Below are 18,546 nucleotides of genomic sequence, written 5' to 3'. Positions count from 1 at the left end.
AAAAGGTCTTTGCCCCACCACTCGGCACCTCGCTTAGGCTCGGTGTGCCCTCACTCCGGCTTTGGACCGTGGGCCGCCGCGATGGGCCATCCTTGGCCCAGCGCGGCTAACCCGGCGTCCTGCCGGGTTACCCACGCTCCAAAGCCTGCGTTCGGCCAGCGTGGTTTAACGGGGCCTGATAGATCAAAAGCAACGTCAAAAGCAGGGCAACAGCAAGATCAAAAGCAGTTGGATTTAGTGCGTATCCACCAGCCCCAATTCCCGCGCTTGCGCAATCGGATCGCTGATGGCTTTGATGCGGTTGGCTTCCGTGATCAGGCGTGCGCGCTCAGCCGCCGGTATATCGTCCAGCGGCAAGCTGGCCACCCGTTGTTCGTATCCCGCCAATACCAGCACCAGCAGCTCATTGCGCTGATGCCGTGGCAACGCTCGGGGCGATTGGGTGACGGGGGCGATGGTGTCCAATGCCTGTTGCGCCTGGCCGCCAAGGGCGTAGGCCAGGGCCAGGTTGCAGCGGCTGTCGAGGTCGTCGGGTTGCAGGCTCAGGCTTTTGGCGAACGCGGTTTGTGCCGTCACCGCCTGGCCGTTCAGCACGTGGGCGATGCCCAATCGGGTGTACGCGACCGGCGACTGGCTGGCCTCTGCGGCTTGCCCCAGGGCCGTCACGGCGCGTTGGCTTTTGCCAAGGCGCAGTTGCGCGGTGCCCAGTCCCAGCAAGGCGTCGGCGTTGTGCGCCTGGAGGCCGAGGGCCTGTTGGAAGGCGCGCTCGGCACCGACCGCGTCGTTGCCGTCGAGCCGTGCCTGGCCGAGTTTGAGCCACAAGTCGATGCTTGCGCCCGGTTGCTGGGCCGCACGTTCGTACAGCGCCGCCGCGCTGGCGTAGTCGCCGCGTTTGTTCAGGTCGTCGGCCAGCTTCAGCGAGCGGTCGGAATCGCTCGGCGCAGTATTGGAGCAGGCAGCCAGCAACAGGCTGCCGGCAAGCAAAAAGTGTTTGGTCATCGTCACAACTCGTTGGGCGAAGGCGGACGTCATGTAAGCATATTTTCCATGGCGCTCCTATGTCTGTCGGTGCTGTTGGGTGCCTCGATCGCCCACGCCGACGACGAGCCCGAATGGTTCGCCAAACCCTACGCCTATGTGCTGGTGGACCAGGACGTGCGCGCCGCCCTCGAAGAGTTCGGCCACAACCTCGATATCCCGCTGGTGCTCTCCGACAAGGTCCGCGGCAAGGCCCGCAGCACCGTGCGTGCAGCCACCGCCGGGGAGTTTTTGCAGACGCTGTGCAGCACCAATGGCCTGACCTGGTATTTCGACGGCAACCTGCTGTACCTCAATGCCAGCGATGAAATCACCACCAGGCTGTTCAAGGCCAACGCCCTGAACCTGGATCAGTTGCAGGCCTATCTGAACAACCTCGATGTGTTCGGCCAGCAGTTGTCGATGCGTAACGGCCCCGAGGGCGATGAAGTCTTCGTCTCCGGGCCGCCGCCGTACCTGGCGCTGGTCCAGCAGCATGTGGATCACCTGCAGCCCAAGGCCGCCGCGCCTGTCGTGGCGCGCGAGCACGGCGTGCGGGTGTTTCGCGGCGCCCAGGTGAGCACTGAAACCCCTTGATTCACCCCAACCCCAGTAAAGGAGCATGACCATGTCCGTAACCGCCGTAGACAGCAACCTCGCCCCCGGTGGCGCCAGCCCTGAAGCCAAGTTCAACGCCGCGGTGGACAACGCCAAGAGCGCCGATAAACCGGAGATGACCGACGCCGAATTCACCGATGCCCTGATCACCCAGGCGGTCACCATCGGCGGCCAATTCATCATCATGCCCAAGGCCCAGGAAATGCTGAATGACGCCATGTCCGATGACGACGAAGAGTAGGGCACACCCATGACCATCAGTCTCGCTGCCAGCGCCACGGCCTTGCCGCCGTCCGCCGGCGCGGGGCCCGCCGGGGCCTCGCAGAATCTGTTCGAGCACATGGCCAATACGGCCAAGGGCATGCCCGAGGGCGCCAGCCCCCATCAGATCGGCTCGGGGCTGATGGAGCGCCTGAACAGTTTTATCGACCGCTCCAGGACCTTTTCCGAGCGCGCCGATTTGCTCACCAATAACCCCTCGGCGCCGCCGCAAGTGGCCGCTGCGGATATCCGCACCTCGGGTGCCTCGCCCACCGCAGAACCGGGCAAGAAAGTCGCCGAGCAGCAGGTCGACCAGATCGTCCATTCACTGGGCAAGATGTTCGACTACTCCATCGAAACCCAGATGGTGGTGCGCGGTGCGACGCAGATTTCCGGTTCCGCCAACACGCTGCTCAAGGGTCAATAACGCCATGCCAAGCCCGAATCGTGCCCTGCGCCTGCTGCTGATCGGCGTGCTCGCCAGCCTCTTGCAGGCCTGCGACATGGACCTCTACACCAACCTCAGCGAGCGCGACGCCAACGCCATGGTCGCGGTGCTGCTGCGCGACGGCATCCCGGCGACGCGCAAGGTGCAGGACAACGGCCAGTTGAAAGTGGTGGTCGACGAACAGCGCTTCGCCGAGGCCATGACCCTGCTGGACAACGCCGGCCTGCCGCAGCAGAGCTTTTCCAACATGGGCGAGGTGTTCAAGGGCAATGGCCTGGTGTCGTCGCCGGTGCAGGAGCGGGCGCAGATGATCTATGCCTTGAGCGAAGAACTGTCCCACTCGGTGTCGCAGATCGACGGCATCGTCTCGGCGCGGGTGCACGTGGTGCTGCCGGACAATGACCTGCTCAAGCGGGTGATTTCGCCGTCGTCGGCCTCGGTGCTGGTGCGCTACGACCCGGGCACCGACATCAACACGCTGATTCCGCAGATCAAGACCCTGGTGGCCAACGGCATTTCCGGCCTGAGCTATGACGGTGTGTCGGTGACCGCGATCAAGGCCGCGGTGTCCATCAGCCAGAACCCGGCGCAACCGCGACTCGCGCGTTTCATGGGCCTGTGGCTGTTGGAAGACAACCTCAACCAGGCGCGGTTGCTGTTCGGTGGCTTGCTGCTGCTCGCCCTCGGCGCGGGTGGTGTATTGGCCCGCCAGCAATGGGCGCGGCGCCAGGCCCAGGCGTTGTATGTGCTCAAGGAGGGTGAATGAGCCTGGTTGAGCGTTGGCAGGGGCTGATCGCCCAGCCGTTGCAGTTTGTGCGCGAGCAAAGCCTTGGCGAGTGTTTTGGCGAAGGCCTGCCGGTCGAGGTGCTGCAAGCCCTGCATGGGCAGCCGCGTTTTCGCTCGCGGCTGGTGCAACTGCTGGCCAGCCATTATCAGCTGGCGCCGCTGGCGCATCTGGTCACGCCGCCCGCCGCTGATTTGCCGGTGCTGCTGCTGAGCCCGGCGCAATTTGCGCGTCTGCCCAGGCTGTGTGGTGCGATCTGGCATGGCTCCACCCTGAGCCGGGAGATCCGCCGCGAAGTGGTCAATGAATTGCGCGAGGGCCTTGGCCAGGAAGCCTTTGCCCTGGCCCTCGCGCACCGGCAGTTGGGCGGCGCGGCCGACCTGCTGCGCGAGCCCGCCGAGTTGATCGACGCCATCGACCGCGATGGCCTCACCTGTGTCGCCGCCTGGCTGCAAGCCCAGCCTGCCGAGTTGCAAGGCTGGCTGCCCCTGCGGTTTGTCGCACCCAAGGGCTACAGCGGGCGCTTGCCCCGCGACCTGGAGATCGTCCAGACCGTCGCCGCCCGGTTACTCGCCGAGGAGCTTGCCCATGAGTGAATTACCCAGCCGTCCGGCCGCGCGGATTTTGCGCGCCGATGAAGCGGCGTTATGGACCGATGGCTTTGCCTTTGTGCAAGCCGCCAGGGCGCACGCCGAGCAGATCAAGGCCGACAGCGACCAATGGCTGCACACCGCCCGCGCCGAGGGTTTTGAAAGTGCGCGCCGCGAAGGTGCCGAACAGGTTGCACAGTTGCTGCTGGAAACCCAGGCCCAAGTCCAGCATTACCTGGCCGGGCTTGAGGCGTCGCTGGCGGACCTGGCCCTGGGCATCGTGCGTGAAGTACTCGGCGAACTGGATGACACCGACCGCGTGGTGCGTTGTACACGCCAGGCCCTGAGCGCGTTTCGCCAGGGCCAGGCCTTGACGTTGTGGGTGCCGCCCGCCGAAGTGAATGCCCTGCGCCCACAGTTGCTCAAGGACGGCATCGCCGTGGAGGCCGATGCGCAACTGGGCGCCGGCCAGGCCCGCCTGAGCAGCCCGGCGGGTTCGGTTGAGCTGGGGCTGGAGGCGCAACTGCAAAGCCTGCGCCGCAGCCTGTTGCCCTTTGCCGAAGAGGGCGTGGCATGAACCTCGATCAACTGCTGCCGCGCCTGACCGAGCGGCTGTCCCAGGCCCGCTTGCGTCCGATGCAGGGCACGGTGCTGAGCATTCGCGGGGTGTTGCTGCGGGCCAGCGTGGCGGGCGCGAGCATCGGTGAGCTATGCCACCTGCGCGACCCGGTCAGTGGTCGCAGCCTCAGCGCCGAAGTGATCGGTTTTGATGGCGACGAAGCGATCCTGTCGCCCATCGGTTCCATGGAAGGCCTGTCGACCCGCACGCAAATCACTGCCACCGGCGAAAGCCTGGGTGTGGCCGTGGGCGATGCGCAATTGGGGCGAGTGATCAGCCCCATGGGCGAGTTTCTCGACGGTGACGGTGTACCGCCAACCCTGAACCTGCAGACCTACCCCTTGCATGCCGAGCCACCGGCCCCGTTCTCCCGGCAATTGATCGTGCGCTCCATGGCGTTGGGCATCCGCTCCATCGACGGCTTGCTGACCCTCGCCCAGGGCCAGCGCATGGGCATCTTCGGCGAGCCCGGTGTGGGCAAATCCTCCTTGTTGGCGAGCATCATCCGCAACAGCGAGGCCGATGTGATTGTCATCGGTTTGATCGGCGAGCGGGGCAGGGAAGTGCGCGAACTGCTGGACGTGCAACTGGACGCCACGGCCCGCGCACGCACCGTTGCTGTCGTCGCCACCTCCGACCGCCCGGCCGCCGAGCGGGTGCGCGCGGCATTTGTCGCCACCACCCTGGCCGAGTACCACCGCGACCAGGGCCGCAATGTACTGCTGTTGATGGACAGCCTCACACGGTTTGCCCGCGCCCAGCGCGAAATCGGCCTGGCCGTGGGTGAACCGCCGACCCGCCGCGGTTATCCGCCGTCGTTTTTTGCCACCTTGCCCAAGTTGCTCGAGCGCGCCGGCCCGGGCCCTGCCGGCAGCATCACCGCGCTGTACACCGTACTCACCGAAGGCGACGCCGCCAGCGATCCGGTGGCGGAGGAAGCGCGTTCGATCCTCGACGGGCATATCGCCCTCAGCGCTGAACTGGCGCAGCGCAACTATTTCCCGGCGGTGGACGTGCTGCGCAGCCGCAGCCGCTTGATGGAGCAGGTCGCCGGTGATGAACACAAGCGTCTGGCGATGCGCATCCGTGAATTGATGGCGCGCTACGGCGAGATCGAAATGCTGATCCGCGTCGGCGAGTACTCCGCCGGCAGCGACCCCCTGGCCGACGAAGCGATCACCCGCCATGGGGCAATCGAAGCCTTCCTGCGCCAGAACGCCGACGAACCCAGCAGCCCCGAACACACCTTGATCCGCATGCGCCAGGTGCTGGCATGAGCCCGAAAGCGCAGCAAGCTCCAGTGTGGGAGCTGTCGAGCTTTAGCGAGGCTGCGATGGCGTCAGCACAGCCAACATCAATGTTGCCTGATCCACCGCTTTCGCAGCCTCGCCGGGGCTCGACAGCTCCCACATTTGATCTTCATGCACTCCCTGAACCGCAGGCGGCAGGTGCTGGCATGAGCCCGAACGCGCAGCAAGCTCCAGTGTGGGAGCTGTCGAGCTTCAGCGAGGCTGCGATGGCGTCAGCACAGCCAACATCAATGTTGCCTGACCCACCGCTTTCGCAGCCTCGCCGGGGCTCGACAGCTCCCACACTTGATCTTCATGCACACCTTGATCCGCATGCGCCAGGTGCTGGCATGAGTCCGAAAGCGCAGCAAGCTCCAGTGTGGGAGCTGTCGAGCTTCAGCGAGGCTGCGATGGCGTCAGCACAGCCAACATCAATGTTGCCTGACCCACCGCTTTCGCAGCCTCGCCGGGGCTCGACAGCTCCCACATTCGATCTTCATGCACTCAGTGAGTGCGCTGTTGGTATGACGATGGAGAAAAGAACCGATGAAGACTGAACAACTGCGCACCCTGCAAACCCTGCGGGTGCTGCGCGAACAGCGGGCGGCGAGCCAGTTGGCGGCGCAACAGCAACGCTGCGCGCAAACCCACGGCGCCTTGACCGACGCCAAGGAACAACTGCGCCTGCACCGTGAGGCCATTGCCCATGAAGCCGGCGAGATTTACGCCTCGCTGACCGAAGGCCTGTCGGTGGCCAGTTGGCAGGCCGCCCAGGATCGCCTGCGGGGCTTGGCCGACGATGAGCAGGTGCTTGAAGGCGACGTCAGCCACGTGTCCAGTACCCTGCAAACCCAGGAGCGTGAGCGCGACCTGTTCCGTCAGGAGCGCCTGAGCCGCCAGCGCCAGTCCGATGCCTGGCAAAGCCTGCTGGACGGCCGTGAAAGCAGCGAACAGGTGGCCGGCGAGCTGCGTGAAGAACAAGGACTCGGCACATGATCGTGGCCCTTGCCGACCCGTTGGCGCCCTGGCTTGAGCACTACGACCCGGCGCTGCTCACGCTGCATAACCAATTGCACCGCCGGCGCCATGCGTGGCAGGGCCGCTGCGCCGGGCAGGATCTGAGCGTCGCCTGGGCCGCCGATCCCCAGCCGCTGAAAACACCTCGGGATGTGTTGCTGTTGCTCGGCCAGTCACCGGTGCGCTTGCGACTCTCGGCTGCCGCCCTGGAACACGTACTGGTGCCGCTGGCGTTGCAGTTCGACGCGCAAGTGCTGCCGGCATTACCGCGTTCGCTGCTGCTGGAACTGGCCGTGCTGGACCTGATCGAGCGCCTCGAACCGTTGCTCGGCCACCCCGTGCAACTGCTCGAAACCAGTGACGACCTGCGGCCTTATGCAGTGCATCTGGCACTGACATTGACCTTCGGCAACAACCCGCCAATGGCCGCCCAACTGGACTTGAGTGAAAGCGCTGCAGTGCTGGTGGGCCAGTTGCTGGAGCAGCACGGCCAGATCGACGCCGACCCGTTGCCGGCGCTGCGCCACACGCTGTCGGTAGTGGCCGGGCGGCAATGGTTGAGCCTCGGCGAGCTGCGCAGCCTGCAGCCCGGCGATGTGCTGATGCTCGAACCCGGCAGCGGCTGGCTGCTGGACCTTGAGGGCCGCCTGCAAGCCCGCTGCCAGCGCGACGGCTCGTCGCTGCAGGTGCAGGAACCTCTGAACACGCCCCTTTTGGACATGGAGAACACAATGACTGACGTCGATGCCGCCGCGGCCCTGGACGATTTGCCCCTCAAGCTGGTGTGCCAGGTCGGCAGCCTGGAACTGACCCTGGCGCAACTGCGGGAACTGGGGGCGGGCAGCCTGCTGCAACTGAATACGCCGACCGTGGATGGCGTCGACCTGATGGTCAACGGCCGCCGCGTCGGCCAGGGCCAGCTGGTGAAAATCGGTGACGGCCTGGGCGTGCGCCTGCTGAGTTTCGCCACCCCATGACCGGTTATCAGCCGAACCTGATCGAGATCATCCTGGTGGTTGCCACCATCGGGTTGATCCCGTTGGCGGTGGTGACCCTCACCGGCTTCATGAAAATCTCGGTGGTGCTGTTCCTGATCCGCAACGCCCTGGGCGTGCAGCAGACGCCGCCGAACCTGGTGCTGTACGGCATCGCGCTGATTCTCTCGGTGTACGTCACCACGCCGTTGATTGGCGATATGTACCGCCAGGTAGAGGGCCGCGACCTGAATATCGAGCACGTCGAGCAACTCAAGGACCTCGGCGACGCCTTGCGCCCGCCGCTACAGGCGCACCTGGCACGGTTTGCCAACGAGTCCGAGCGCGGCTTTTTTGTGCAGGCCACCGAGACCATCTGGTCGCCGGAAGCCCGTGCCGACCTGCGGGATGACGACCTGGTGGTGCTGATCCCGGCGTTTGTCAGTTCGGAGCTGACCCGGGCCTTCGAGATCGGGTTCCTGCTGTACATCCCGTTCCTGGTGGTGGACTTGCTGGTGTCCAACGTGCTGATGGCGATGGGCATGTCGATGGTCTCGCCGAACCTGATTTCGATCCCGCTGAAAATCTTCCTGTTCGTGTCATTGAGCGGCTGGTCGCGCCTGATGCACGGTTTGATTCTGAGTTACGGCTGAGGCACGACCCATGGGCCAGGACGTTTTCCTGTCATTGATGAAACAGGCACTGATGACCGTGCTGATGCTCTCCGCGCCTGCGCTGGGGGTGGCGATCATCGTGGGTTTGAGCGTGGGCCTGTTCCAGGCGCTGACCCAGATCCAGGACCAGACCCTGCCCCAGGTGGTGAAGCTGGTGGCGGTGCTGTTGACTATCGTGTTCCTCGGCCCGGTGCTCGCCGGGCAAGTGGCGGAACTCGGCAGCCAGGTGCTGGACAATTTCCCCTTGTGGACGCGCTGACCGCCCATGGATGCCAGCCTTACCGCACAGTTTCTCGAAGTCGCCTACCCGGTGATCAGCTCGGCCTCGCTGGCGGCCTGCCGGGCCATGGGCGTGGTGGTGATCACCCCGGCGTTCAACCGCCTCGGGCTCACCGGGATGATTCGCGGCTGCGTGGCCGTGGCGATTTCGATCCCGATGTTCATGCCGGTGTTCGACGCCATGACCTCGATGCCCAACCACGGCAGCCTGTTTATCGCCGGGTTGCTGATCAAGGAATTCCTGATCGGCATCCTGATCGGCCTGTTGTTCGGCATTCCGTTCTGGGCGGCGGAAGTGGCGGGGGAGTTGATCGACCTGCAGCGCGGTTCGACCATGGCGCAACTGGTGGACCCGTTGTCCACCGGGGAGTCGAGTGTGATGTCCACCTTGCTGACGGTGATGTTGATCACGCTGTTCTTCATGTCCGGCGGTTTTATCCTGATGGTCGACGGTTATTACCACAGCTACCAGCTGTGGCCGGTGACCGCGTTTACCCCGGTATTTGCCAGCTCGGCGTTGCTGGCGGTGTTGTCGATTCTCGACCAGATCATGCGCGTCGGGGTGCTGATGGTGTCGCCGCTGATCATCTCGCTGCTGGTCACTGATTTGATGCTGGCGTACCTGTCGCGGATGGCGCCGAACCTGCATATTTTCGACCTGTCGTTGCCGGTGAAAAACCTGTTTTTCTCGATCCTGATGGTGATCTACATCGGCTTCCTGATTCCGTTGATGCTGGACCAGTTGGCGGAATTTCGCGGCACGGTGGAGCTGCTGAAAACCCTGGCGGGCATGGAGTAGCGCATGGGCGATACCAGCGAAGAGAAGTCCCAGCCGGCCACGGATAAAAAACTCAAGGACGCGCGAAAGAAAGGCCAGGTCGCCAAGAGCCAGGACCTGGTCTCGGGCATGGTCATCCTGTTCTGCACCCTGTGCATTTCCATCCTCGCGCCCCGGGCCCAGGCCCAGGTCACGGCGCTGATCGACCTGACTGCGCAGATCTACATCGAACCCTTCGCCACGGTTTGGCCACGGGTGCTGGACCATGCCGAGCAACTGGTGATCGGCATTACCCTGCCGGTGATGGCGGTGACCACCGGGGTGGTGATCCTGACCAATATCATCACCATGCGTGGCTTTGTGTTTTCCGTGGAGCCGATCAAGCCGGAGTTCAAGCGTATCAACCCGGCGGAAGGCTTCAAGAAGCTGTTTGCCCTGCGCAACTTTGTGGAATTCATCAAGGGCCTGATCAAGGTGCATGTGCTGGCCGTGGCGTTCTACGTGGTGGGGCGGCATGCGTTGCAGGCGTTGATGGAGTCGTCGCGGTGTGGCGCGGGGTGTATCGAGTCGACGTTTTTCCTGGTGCTCAAGCCGCTGGTGTTTACCGTACTCGCGGCCTTCATCCTGGTGGGCGGGGTGGATGTGTTGATGCAACGCTGGCTGTTCGGCCGCGACATGAAAATGACCCGCAGCGAGACCAAGCGCGAGCGCAAGGACATTGACGGCGACCCGTTGATCAAGAGCGAACGGCGACGCCAGCGCCAGGAGATGCAGGCGCTGGCCACCAAGCTGGGGTTGGGCCGGGCGTCGATGATGATCGGCACCACCGATGGCTGGGTGATAGGCGTGCGTTATGTGCGTGGTGAAACGCCGGTGCCGGTGGTGGTGTGCCGCGCTTCGCCGAAGGAAGCGTTGGGGATGTTGCAGGAGGCGTTTGATTTAGGGATACCGCAAGCGCCGGACAAGGGCTTGGCGGAAGCGATTGCGCGCAAGACGGTGCCGGGGGATCCGGTGCCGGATGCTTCGTTCCAGGCGGTGGCGGACTGGTTGGTGGCGGCGCGGTTGATCTGACGATCTTGAGCCGAACACCGATCAAAATGTGGGAGCGGGCTTGCTCGCGAAGGCGGTGTGTCAGTCACTGAAAATGTTGACTGACCCACCGCCTTCGCGAGCAAGCCCGCTCCCACATGGGTTCTGCCGGGTGTCAGGGAGTTCAGTTATGGCTTGTCCACATCATGGTACTCACCCCCATACCCATCCCCCACCCGCCAGATAATGTCGTGGTTCTCATTGGTCCATTCCGACGGTTTCAGCGAGTACTTGTAGTCCTCTGAGTTACGGTTATTCCCGTCCCCGATAAAGTCCGGGTGGTCCCGCCGATGGTCGCCCCCGCGGATACTCGACCGCGCATCCCACTCTTCCTTGCGGAAATCAAAAATGCTCTGGTCCTGCGGCGCATCCCGCTGGCCCCAGTCGGAGAGGTAGGTCTGCAACCACACGTACGCTTCATCCCCGTTGGGCTTGAGCAGCCCGTCCTGCTTGAAATCCTGGATCTGGTCCCAGTTCTGCATCGAGATCTTGTGCAGCTTGTGGGACTGCACCGTGCTCAAGATCGCCCCGACAAACGACAACGCGCCGGAGATCAAGAAACCCACCGGTCCCAGGAACGGAATGATCCGCCCGGTCACCCCCAGCGTGCCCAGCACGCCGCCGGCCGCGCCCACCAGGCTGCTGACACCACCGGCCATCGACAGTGAGCCCGAGGCGATTTTCACCGGGTCTTTCTCGCGCACACCATCACGCAAGGTAAACGCCGCCTGCACCACACTGATCACGCCGCCTGCCACGTCGGTGGCCATGCCGATCACCTTGATCGCGCTGCTGGCGAACTTCGCGCCAAAACCGGCCCCGGCCACGCCGCCGCGGCTGGCAATGCCTTTTTCAATGCCTTCCTGGATCTTCGCCGCACCTTCGTCGCTCCAGCCGCCGCTGTTGAGGGCCTTGCCCACGTCCTTGCCGTCGTCCATGGCCTGGTCGACGATCTCGAAGTACTTTTTCTGCACCGCCTCGGCGTCCTTGGGCAGCGCGTGGTACCCCTCGCCAGGCTTGGCCCACAGGTCGGGCAGGGAACGGTCGAAGCCCATCAGCTTGTAGGCGTTGGTGCCGCGCAACTTGTCGTAGACCTTCAGGCCCAGCGTGGCGAAGTGCGAGCCGGTGCCAAGGAAGCCAAGGAAGTCGTTGGCGATGCCCAGGCGTTTCATCGGCGTATCCGCCAGCTTGCCGCCTTGTCCGGCGAGTTGGTAGACGATACGGCCCATGCCGATCGCGCCGCCCACTGAGCCGAGTACGCCGTTGTCCTTGAGGAAGTTGAGGTTCTTCACGAACGAACTGCGGTTCTCTTCGCTGAGGCCCGGCATGATCTCCTTGCTCACGGCCTTGTCGATGTCGCTGAAGCTGATCACGCCGTTTTTCTGCCAGGTGTCGCCGAGGGAAATCATCGCCTTGCCGAAATCGGCGGCGGCGTTTTTGTCCTTGAGCAGTTGGTCGACGAACTTCGAATACACCCCCAGCGCCTGGCGCGGCAGGCCGTCGGCACTGCCCTTGAGCATCGACAGGATTGCCATGGTGTTGTCGGTGGTGGCCAGGGCGGTGTTGTCGTCGGAGATCTTGGTGGGATCGTCCATCAGCTTTTCAACGGCATCGGTGTAGCCGTCGATCTGCAGGTTTTGCAGGAAGTTGTCGGCCTTGGCCGGGTCGATATCGGCCAGGGCGGTGTAGGCGGTCTGGATTTCCTGGGTGGCCAGTTCGGTCTTGCCGCTGTCCTGCAGGGACTTGATGTACTGGGTGAAGTTCTCCGAGGAGGTGCTGTCGATCAGGCGCTGCCTGGTCTCATCGACTTTCGCCTGGCCGCCGTCGACCTTGCCCAGGGCTGCGTCGTGGTTGGCCTTGATGTCGTGCTGGATGGTCGAGTCGCCGAGCAGGTCGTTGATGGTCTGGTCGATGGCCTTGGTGTCGAAGATGTTGTCGCGTACATCCCGCGAGGTCACGTCGATGGGCGTGGTGGCGATGCCCTGGTTGCCGAAGCCGTGCTCGGGAATGATCGACATGCCATTGTCGGCCATGCTCCTGGCTTCCACCGCCCGCAGGAACTTGGCGCGCGGGTCGTCCTTGCCGATGCTGCCGTCCTTGACCCCGGCGCGGTAGCTGTCCACCAGGGTTTTCATCGACAGGTCCTGCACCGACAGCGGGTTGCCGCTGTCATCTTTCTCGGTGGTGGTCAGGTTGTCGACGGAGACGTCCTTGAGGGGCGGCAGGCCGTTGTCGGTGCGCAGCTTGTCGACGTCGGTGGTTTGCGCGGCGATGTCGCTGCGGTAGCTGGAAATCTGCTCGAACATCTGCGGGTTGCTGTCTTCCGACACCACGATTTTCTCTTCGCTGCCCCCCGGCTTGTGCTGGGTGAAGGCGATCAGGCCCGGGCCATAATCACCGGCGCCGCCGACGCTCATGATGTCTTCGGTGGAGGCCAGGTAAGCGTCCGGGGCGGCGAGGGTGTAGCCGTCGCCCTTGGCCTTTTCGATGCCGGCCAGGGTTTGGCCCTTGCTGGTGTAGGCGGCGAAGGCTTCGGGGGTGATGTCCTTGGACACCACCAGCAGTTTACCGTCGGCCTGGTTGACCACCAGGATGCCGTCCATGGGCGCGTCGACCTTGCTGATGTCGCCCAGCTTCAGGCTGGCCTCGTCCTTGCGCAGCAGTTCCTGGCCGGGCAGGGACTGGGCGTTCTTGATGTAGTCGAAGGCCTGCGAGCCTTCGCTGGCGTGCACGGCGTGGAGGAAGTTGTAGAAGGTGCCGCCCGCGTTGGGGTTGGGGTTGCTGAGGTCGGCGCCGGGCTGCGGCAGGTCGGCTTCGGACTTGCTGATCGCGTACTTGTGGCCCTGGTGTTCGAACAGGATCACTCCGGCGCTGCTGTCTTCGGACACCACTTTCAACTGGCTGAAATCGAGGTCGCCCGGCAGGCTGGTGACTTCTTCATAACCTTTGGATTTGCCGTCATTGAGGGCTTCCTTGGTCACCCCGGCCTGGGTGTAGGTGCTGAACGCCTGGGGCGTGAGCAATTCGGAAATGACCAGAGTCTTGCCGTTTTCAAGGCTGACCTTGAGGATGCCGTCTTCAGCCTTGCCCACGGATTTGATGTTGGCCAGGCGCACGCCGTCGCCGTCTTCGCGCAGCAGTTGCTGGTCGGGGTTCTTCAGGCTTTCGACGATGGCCTTGCCGGCCGGGGTGCCCTGGGTTTCGGCCAGGGTCTGGAGGAAGGCGTACAGCGGGGTACCTTCGTCGGGCCCGCCCTGGTTGACCGGGGCTACGGCATGGCCGAAGCGCAGGTTTTTCAGCACGTCGAAACCGTCCTGGGCGTTGGCCGCGCCCTCGGCGCTGATCTTGTATTTGGCGCCGTCCTGTTCGAAGTAGATCACCCCGGCGTCCTTGTCTTCGGAAATGACCTTGAGCTTGTCGATGTCGAGCTTGGCCGGGAGGGCGGTGACTTCCTTGTAGTCCTCGGGCTTAAGGGTTTTGTCGCCCGGCCCGGTGCTGGCAAGGATTTTGGCTTTGTTCAGGACGGCGTCGAAAACCCGCTCGGGAGCGTTGGGTTGATCGACGCGGGGCGACGCGGATTTTTCGGGGCGGGTGATCATCGGTTCAGTCCATGTGAGGGGCGCACGAGGACTCGATAGTAGGGGCTGCAAGCGAGTGAAAACGGGTTCGTTGGCAACAAGTCACAAGCTTTCACAGGTGTGAAATTCACGTCCCGGGGTAGCGCGTCTCCATCACGACGGACAATGCATCCGGACGCCAGAATTCCTGGTCAAACTCCACCGGCTGGTCATCCTCGCCGAAGTTCAAGCGTTCCAGATACACGCTGGTGGAACCGGTGGACAATTGCAGCAACTCGGCCTGTTCTTCATTCACCGTGCCAATGTGCATCTCCAGCTCACACCGCGACAGCACCCGGGAAAACCGCTCCCGCAGCAGTTGGGTCAGCGAGGTATTCAGGTCAGCCTCCAGCAGCCCAGGGCACCAGCTGGCCAGCAGCGCGTTGAACTCCAGCAACACCGGCCGTCGGTCGATCCAGCGCCGCCGTTGCAGGAAAAACATCGGCTCATCCGCCGACGCGAGGCCCATCCGCCTGGCCAGCCAGTCGCCCGCGGGGCGCAGCTCTGCGTGCAGGCATTCGGTGCGCGGCGTACGGCCTTGGGCACTTACGTAATCCATGAAGCCGCTGATGCGCGTCGGGTCATAGCGGATGCGCCGGGGGCTGACAAACCAGCCGCGACGGTTTTCCCGGTACACCAGGCCTTCGGCTTCCAGCTGCTGTAAGGCCTGGCGCAAGGTGACCCGGGTGCAGCCGAAACGCTCGATCATTTCCCGTTCGGAGGGGAATTTCTCATCGGCCTGGGGCACACCCGCTGCAATATCGTTGGCGATCTGTTCACGAATGCGCTGGTAGTGGGGTGAAATCGGGTCGAAAGGCATCCTGGGGTTCCGTGTGCAGGCCTGGCGTGGGCGTGACTCTACCGTTCCTGTTGGCGCAGGTCACGCTGCCACGACACCAACCCATACGCCGCCAGCACCACAAACCCGGCATACAACGCGGCGGTCAGTTGCAGGTCCTTGTACACAAACAGCCCCACGTAGACCGTATCCAGCACGATCCACAGCCACCAGCTCACCACATACTTGCGCGCCGCCCACAGGCTGGCCACCAGGCTGAAAGCGGTGAGCAGCGAGTCCAGCCACGGCAGTGCGGCATCGGTGAAGTGGTGCATGGCGGCGCCCAGCAGCAGCGCACCGATCACCCCGGCGAGCAGGTGCCGCCATGCTTCCTGGACCGGCAGCCGTTCCACCCGCACCTTGCCCGCGTCGATGCGCCCGGTGCTCCAGCGCCACCAGCCGTAGCCCTGCAACACAGCGAAGACCAGTTGCAGGAGCATGTCGGAATACAGCTTCACGTCGAAGAAGATCCAGCCGTACAGCAACACCGCGACCACGCTGACCGGCCAGCACCAGCGCACCCGTCGGGCGGTGAGCCACACCCCGGCGATATTGAAGATCACAGCGACTATTTCCAGCGGCGTCATACGGTCCCCTCAGGGTCAGTTTTGCAGGTGCAGCGCTTGTTGCTTGAGCTGGCGCTTGCGTTCAAAGGGCAGTTTTTCCTGGTCGCCATACGGCGCGCTGTACCAGTTGCCGTAAGTCGGGTTGGGCAGCACGAACCAGCGCTGGCCGAGCCAGCCCAGGTAGGGTTCGGCGGCCTTGCGCTGGGCGTCCAGGGTGTTGTGTTCGGCCTGCACGAAATCCCCCAGGGAATCACCCGCCAGGATCAGCACGCGGGCGTGTTGGGCGACCCATTGGCGTCGGCAGTTCTTGCCGTAGCCGGCGTGTTCGCAGCCGCCAATGGGCGTGCCGGCAGCCAGTACCTGCTGCTCGCTGTCCACCGGAAAGCCCCGCAGGCGCAGGTTGTTGACGGTGGCCTGGACCTGGCTTTGCTCGCGGTTGGTGATGTAGTACACCGTGATGCCTTTGTGTTTGGCGGCCTGCAGGAACGTCACGGCGCCCGGCAGCGCCTGGGCCTTGGCCTGGTCGACCCAGGTGTTCCAGCGGTCGTAGGAGTAGACCTGGTTGTTGACGACGTCCCGGGCATTCAGCGGGATGTTGTCGAGCACGGTCTCGTCGATGTCGACGATCACCGCTGGCGGCAGCCCGGCCAGATTGCGCGGTGGCAAGGGCAGGGCGTCCCAGTCCGGGGTCTTGAGGGCCACGTCCAGTTGGCGAGTGGCGTTGGCGAACACCTGGCGGTAGATCAGCTCGTGCTCGATGGAGGTCTGGGTCCACAGCACCGCATCCAGCTGGTCGTTGGCGGGCGGTTGCTGCTGGCAGCCGACGAGGGCGGTGGAGAGCAGGCACACACTGGCAAAAATCAGATTACGCATGAACAGTCAGCCTCAAAAATTGACGGTGGCGGATAACCGCGCGGTGCGTGGCGCGCCCAGGAACAGGTAGCCATCGCCCGCCGATTCACCCACATCGCGCCAGTAGCGTTTGTCGAACAGGTTGTCGACGGTCAGGCGCAGCACAGTATCGTAATCACCGACTTTGGTGCTGTAGCGTCCGCCGACATCGAACACCGCATAGTCGTCGACCTTCACGCTGGCCTCGCGGTTCGCGTACTTGCTGCCGCTGTATTGCACGCCGCCGAGCAGGGCCAGGCCCTTGATCCCGGGAATGCTGTAGTCGCCGTGCAGGCTGGCGCGCAGCTTGGGTACGTTGATCGCCTGGTGGCCGTCGTAGTCGTCGGTGCCGCTGCCGCTCACCCGGGCGCGAATCGCCGCCACGCTGGCGGACACTTGCAGGTTGTCGGTCACCCGACCATTGGCCGAAAGCTCCAGGCCGACGTTCTTCTGCTGGCCTTGCTGCACGAAGGTGATGCTGCCGTCATCGTTGGGCCGGTTGTATTGCAGGTCCTGGGTGATCTGGAACAGCGCGGCGGTCAGGCTCAGGCGCTGGAAGTCACGCTTGATCCCCACTTCCAGCTGGCGCGAGGTGGTCGGCGGCAATACCTCATCGGCGTTGCTGCTGAACCATGCCGCGGTGCCGCCCAGGGACAGGCCCTTGCTGTAGCTGGCGTACAGGGTGGTGTCCGGGCGCGGCTTGTAGATCAGCGCCACCTGGGGCAGGAATACGCTGCGCTGGGTATGGCGGGTGGTGTCGCCGGTCTGGTCGTAGGTTTCTTCGTCGAGGCGCACCTGGCGCCCGCTGAGAATGGTTTGCCACTGCTCGTTGAAGCTGATGCGGTCGCTGGCGAACAGCCCGTATTGGCGGCTGTCCAGGCGCCGGTAGGTATGGCCCAGCGGCCCCTCGTAGGGGTCAAGCACCGGCGGCTTTTCGTAGATATTGCCCTCGCCGATGTATTCGTTGACTGATTCACGCCGGTCCACCAGGCGGCGGAAGGCAGTGGTGCCGAAGGTCAGGTCATGCTTGAGAAAACCGGTGTCGAACTGGCCGTTGAGGGCGGCCTGGGCTTCTTCGTTGCTGCGGGTGTCATCGGGGCTGCGGTAGTCCGAGATGTCGTAGTCGCCCTCGGCGCTGAAGTGGTTGGGCACTGCGGTGTTGGCGCAACTGGCGGCGCCGTAGCAACCCCAGGCGAAGGTGCTGTAGTCGTCGATCACCACGCGGCTGCGGGAGGCGCTGAAGCTGGCTTTCCAGGCCTCGTTGAAGCGGTATTCGAACAGGCCGTCGAGGTTCAGCGACTTGATGCCCACCGGGTTCGACCAGCTCTGGTAGCCCAGCAGATCCCGTGGCGACACGTTGTGGGGCACGGTGGTGCCGCCGAGCAATTGGTATCCGGGCACCGAGCGTTGCTCGCGGTTCTGGTATTCGGCGTTCAGTTGCAGCAGGGCGTTGGGGCTGATGTTCCAGTCGAGGGCCAGGGAGGCAAAATCCCGCTGGCCGTCGGCGTGGTCGACGTAGGAACGGATGTCTTCGTGGGCCAGGTTGACCCGCACCCCCACCTGCTGCTCGGCACCGAGCCAGCCGCCGACGTCGGTGGCCAGGTAGCGCTCGCCGTGTTCGTTGGTGGAGACAGTCACCGAGCGCACGTTCTCCGGGCGCTTGCTTACGTAGTTGATCAAGCCGCCGGGTTCGGACACGCCGCTTTGCAGCCCGGACAGGCCCTTGAGCACTTCCACTTGCTGCTTGTTTTCCAGTGCGACGTTCTGTTCGCCAGTGATGGTGCGACCGTTGATCTTGTAGCTGCTGGCCGGGTTCAACGAGAAACCGCGCACCACGAAATTCTCGTAGTAACCCACCGGCGCATAGCTGTCGCCGACCGAGGCGTCATTCTTCAATACTTCACTGAGCAGGCGGGCTTGCTGGTCTTTCAGGCGAGCCTCGGTGATCACCGCCACCGAGGCCGGGGTGTCCAGCAGCGGGGCGTTATCGAAGCCGGCGACAGCGGCCTTTTTCGCCTGGTAGTCGGTGGCCTGTTCACCGACTACGGTGACGGTGTCCAGGGTCGCGTCCTGGGCGTGGGCGGCCGTGGCGGCGAGGGTGATGCTCAGGGCGAGCAGGGTGTGACGGTACGGTGTTGCCATAAAAGGAGCGCTCCAAGGGCCTGCCCGCTGGCGCCTCGCGCTTTATTGGGCGCAA

At 63.9% G+C, this 18,546-nt stretch carries 19 protein-coding genes; 13 read left to right on the top strand and 6 right to left on the bottom strand.

The window, feature by feature from the left end; translation table 11 throughout:
• Positions 1 to 234: 234 nt before the first annotated feature.
• Positions 235 to 999, bottom strand: coding sequence for a tetratricopeptide repeat protein (locus tag HX817_RS30980; RefSeq protein WP_177042392.1), 765 nt, complete (start codon positions 997 to 999; stop codon positions 235 to 237).
• A 48-nt stretch (positions 1,000 to 1,047) separates the two neighbouring features.
• Here HX817_RS30980 and HX817_RS30975 point away from each other — a divergent pair, with 48 nt between their 5' ends.
• From HX817_RS30975 to HX817_RS30915, 13 genes are all read left to right on the top strand, one after another.
• Positions 1,048 to 1,614 (top strand): type III secretion protein, encoded by a 567-nt coding sequence (locus tag HX817_RS30975; RefSeq protein ID WP_177042389.1) that lies wholly within the window; start codon positions 1,048 to 1,050, stop codon positions 1,612 to 1,614.
• Positions 1,615 to 1,645: 31 nt separating this feature from the next.
• Positions 1,646 to 1,876, top strand: a complete 231-nt coding sequence (locus HX817_RS30970; RefSeq protein WP_003208330.1) for a hypothetical protein — start codon at positions 1,646 to 1,648, stop codon at positions 1,874 to 1,876.
• 9 nt (positions 1,877 to 1,885) lie between these two features.
• A complete protein-coding gene (locus HX817_RS30965; RefSeq protein ID WP_003208328.1) occupies positions 1,886 to 2,323 on the top strand; it encodes a hypothetical protein in 438 nt (145 codons plus the stop codon).
• A gap of 4 nt (positions 2,324 to 2,327) precedes the next feature.
• Positions 2,328 to 3,110: a type III secretion system inner membrane ring lipoprotein SctJ gene (gene sctJ / locus HX817_RS30960; protein ID WP_003208326.1), complete on the top strand. Its 783-nt coding sequence runs from the start codon at positions 2,328 to 2,330 to the stop codon at positions 3,108 to 3,110.
• Positions 3,107 to 3,724 (top strand): type III secretion protein, encoded by a 618-nt coding sequence (locus HX817_RS30955; RefSeq protein WP_177042387.1) that lies wholly within the window; start codon positions 3,107 to 3,109, stop codon positions 3,722 to 3,724. The genes sctJ and HX817_RS30955 overlap by 4 nt, the downstream gene beginning before the upstream one ends.
• Complete coding sequence (locus HX817_RS30950; protein WP_008433162.1) at positions 3,717 to 4,295, top strand: FliH/SctL family protein; 579 nt, start codon at positions 3,717 to 3,719, stop codon at positions 4,293 to 4,295. Before HX817_RS30955 ends, HX817_RS30950 begins: the two co-directional genes overlap by 8 nt.
• The gene (locus tag HX817_RS30945; protein ID WP_102369491.1) at positions 4,292 to 5,614 is read left to right on the top strand and encodes a FliI/YscN family ATPase; all 1,323 of its coding nucleotides are present in this window, start codon (positions 4,292 to 4,294) and stop codon (positions 5,612 to 5,614) included. The genes HX817_RS30950 and HX817_RS30945 overlap by 4 nt, the downstream gene beginning before the upstream one ends.
• A gap of 558 nt (positions 5,615 to 6,172) precedes the next feature.
• Positions 6,173 to 6,622, top strand: a complete 450-nt coding sequence (locus HX817_RS30940) for a hypothetical protein (protein ID WP_177042385.1) — start codon at positions 6,173 to 6,175, stop codon at positions 6,620 to 6,622.
• On the top strand, positions 6,619 to 7,620 hold the full coding sequence (gene sctQ, locus HX817_RS30935) for a type III secretion system cytoplasmic ring protein SctQ (RefSeq protein ID WP_177042383.1): 1,002 nt from the start codon (positions 6,619 to 6,621) through the stop codon (positions 7,618 to 7,620). Before HX817_RS30940 ends, sctQ begins: the two co-directional genes overlap by 4 nt.
• Positions 7,617 to 8,270, top strand: coding sequence for a type III secretion system export apparatus subunit SctR (gene sctR, locus HX817_RS30930; protein WP_003208316.1), 654 nt, complete (start codon positions 7,617 to 7,619; stop codon positions 8,268 to 8,270). Before sctQ ends, sctR begins: the two co-directional genes overlap by 4 nt.
• 10 nt (positions 8,271 to 8,280) lie before the next feature.
• On the top strand, positions 8,281 to 8,550 hold the full coding sequence (gene sctS / locus HX817_RS30925; RefSeq protein ID WP_003208314.1) for a type III secretion system export apparatus subunit SctS: 270 nt from the start codon (positions 8,281 to 8,283) through the stop codon (positions 8,548 to 8,550).
• Between the two features lie 6 nt (positions 8,551 to 8,556).
• Positions 8,557 to 9,369 (top strand): type III secretion system export apparatus subunit SctT, encoded by an 813-nt coding sequence (gene sctT / locus HX817_RS30920; RefSeq protein WP_003208312.1) that lies wholly within the window; start codon positions 8,557 to 8,559, stop codon positions 9,367 to 9,369.
• A 3-nt stretch (positions 9,370 to 9,372) separates the two neighbouring features.
• Entirely contained in the window at positions 9,373 to 10,419 is a 1,047-nt protein-coding gene (locus HX817_RS30915) for an EscU/YscU/HrcU family type III secretion system export apparatus switch protein (protein WP_177042381.1), read from the top strand.
• 146 nt (positions 10,420 to 10,565) lie between these two features.
• Here HX817_RS30915 and HX817_RS30910 read toward each other — a convergent pair whose 3' ends face one another.
• The 5 genes from HX817_RS30910 to HX817_RS30890 form a co-directional block, all read right to left on the bottom strand.
• Complete coding sequence (locus HX817_RS30910) at positions 10,566 to 14,036, bottom strand: hypothetical protein (RefSeq protein WP_177042379.1); 3,471 nt, start codon at positions 14,034 to 14,036, stop codon at positions 10,566 to 10,568.
• 106 nt (positions 14,037 to 14,142) lie between these two features.
• Entirely contained in the window at positions 14,143 to 14,874 is a 732-nt protein-coding gene (locus HX817_RS30905) for a UTRA domain-containing protein (RefSeq protein WP_177042377.1), read from the bottom strand.
• A gap of 38 nt (positions 14,875 to 14,912) precedes the next feature.
• Positions 14,913 to 15,479 carry a nicotinamide riboside transporter PnuC gene (gene pnuC / locus HX817_RS30900; RefSeq protein WP_102369486.1) on the bottom strand — a complete coding sequence of 189 codons (567 nt, stop codon included), beginning with the start codon at positions 15,477 to 15,479 and terminating at the stop codon, positions 14,913 to 14,915.
• Positions 15,480 to 15,494: 15 nt separating this feature from the next.
• Positions 15,495 to 16,331, bottom strand: a complete 837-nt coding sequence (locus tag HX817_RS30895) for a 5'-nucleotidase, lipoprotein e(P4) family (protein WP_003208300.1) — start codon at positions 16,329 to 16,331, stop codon at positions 15,495 to 15,497.
• Between the two features lie 12 nt (positions 16,332 to 16,343).
• A complete protein-coding gene (locus tag HX817_RS30890; RefSeq protein ID WP_177042375.1) occupies positions 16,344 to 18,491 on the bottom strand; it encodes a TonB-dependent siderophore receptor in 2,148 nt (715 codons plus the stop codon).
• Positions 18,492 to 18,546: the final 55 nt, after the last annotated feature.

This window comes from Pseudomonas sp. C6002 (assembly GCF_013385805.1).
Lineage (GTDB): Bacteria > Pseudomonadota > Gammaproteobacteria > Pseudomonadales > Pseudomonadaceae > Aquipseudomonas.
Note: the sequence above shows the minus strand (reverse complement) of the source record. Positions and strands in the feature narration are given on the sequence as shown.